The organism is Atopococcus tabaci DSM 17538 (assembly GCF_000429585.1).
Taxonomy (GTDB): Bacteria; Bacillota; Bacilli; order Lactobacillales; family Carnobacteriaceae_A; genus Atopococcus; species Atopococcus tabaci.
The window spans coordinates 1-1,439 of the sequence record NZ_AUCD01000129.1; the positions used below are offsets into that span (position 1 = coordinate 1).

General features: G+C 41.6%; 2 protein-coding genes and 1 pseudogene. All 3 read left to right on the forward strand.

The window, feature by feature from the left end; translation table 11 throughout:
- The first annotated feature begins 218 nt into the window (after positions 1–218).
- The gene (locus G470_RS0111625; protein ID WP_028274935.1) at positions 219–401 is read left to right on the forward strand and encodes a hypothetical protein; all 183 of its coding nucleotides are present in this window, start codon (positions 219–221) and stop codon (positions 399–401) included.
- A gap of 149 nt (positions 402–550) precedes the next feature.
- Positions 551–940: a gamma-glutamyltransferase gene (locus G470_RS0111630; RefSeq protein ID WP_028274936.1), complete on the forward strand. Its 390-nt coding sequence runs from the start codon at positions 551–553 to the stop codon at positions 938–940.
- A 104-nt stretch (positions 941–1,044) separates the two neighbouring features.
- Positions 1,045–1,439: pseudogene (locus G470_RS0111635) on the forward strand (IS21 family transposase); the annotation flags it as partial.

Sequence of the window (1,439 nt, forward strand, 5' to 3'; positions counted from 1 at the left end):
CAAGAAAGTCATTAAATTATCGAACACCACTTGAGTGTTTCTTAGATCATGTAGACAATGATATTTTGTCTCGCTTAATTTGACAAATCAAATATGTTAAAAATATGCTAGACTAAACGAGAATTTTCAAACTAACGAGAAAAGAATGGTTTATGTGTCTAAATGGTTGGTGAAATATCCGTATAAATCACGGGTCGTTTTATTCGGAGTTTTGTTGTGTGGGCTTGTGGTTGTTTCCACAGGAATCCCTCATTGAAAATGGCGTTCTGCATCATCTGAAACTGCTTGTGAGCCATGGATGTGCGGCCGCAGCAGGGTATCAAATTACGTATATGTTTTATTTGTGGAGAGACGATCGAAAAGAACGCAAACGCGTGGAGCGGTTAAATAAATTAAAATAATGAAGTAGCGTCTGGAAATTTAAGTTTTCAGGCGCTTTTTTATTTTAAAGGTTTCTTTTTCTTCTTATAATGTTATTCTAATTTATACATCATTCTTACTTATCGTTGTTTCGTTTTTATCAAACAACCGAATAGCAGAAAGGAACGATATGATGCAATTTGTCAAAAACCCATCCAATCCCTATGCCCTTTCCAGAAAACCCATTTATGCAAAAAACGGTATGGTCGGTACGTCCCAACCACTGGCCGCGCAGGCCGGACTGTCGGTTCTCCAAAAAGGCGGAAACGCCATCGATGCGGCCATCGCCACGGCCGCCTGCTTGACCGTGGTGGAACCGACCACCAACGGCATCGGAGGCGATCTATTCGCCCTTGTCTGGACAAAAGGAAAACTCCACGGCTTAAACGGTAGCGGAAAATCCCCGCAGTCCATCTCCATTGAGGCAGTGAAAGCACGCGGCCATGAAAAGATGCCGACTTACGGCTGGGTTCCCGTCACCGTTCCGGGCGCTCCCGGAGCCTGGGCGGAACTGTTGTAAAAGGCAGTTATATAATGTAGGAAATCGGCAATTTAAAATTGTTGGTTTTCCTACATTTTTTTATATACTTTTCTTATCCCCTTTTCAGAAATGGAAGAATCAGGATGAGAAAAGATATTCGAGAAGGAGTGGAGAAACATATGATAGATGGCATCAAACCTAATTATGCCGCGTTAGCGAAACAATACGGCTGTGATTATCGAACAGTCAAAGCAGCCTATCATGAAGCTTTAGAAGGAGGAAAAAGACCGGTACAGAGAAAGAAGCGGCCGAGTAAACTGGATCCCTATAAAGCAATTATCGAAGAGAAGCTGAAAGACCAATGTAGTGCCTATAGTATTTTTAAGTTTATTGAGAAGAAAGGATTTGACGGGAGTTACAGTTTAGTCAAACAATATTGCCGTTCCTTTAAGCAAGAGAAAATTAAGAAAGCAACGGTACGAATTGAACATACACCTGGCCTGTCAGCCCAAGTTGACTGGAAAGAAGAAGTCAAAAT

Bases quoted from the DNA above. Each gene is read 5' to 3' on its own strand.
- G470_RS0111630 (WP_028274936.1), top strand. From the start codon at position 551: ATGATGCAATTTGTCAAAAACCCATCCAATCCCTATGCCCTTTCCAGA.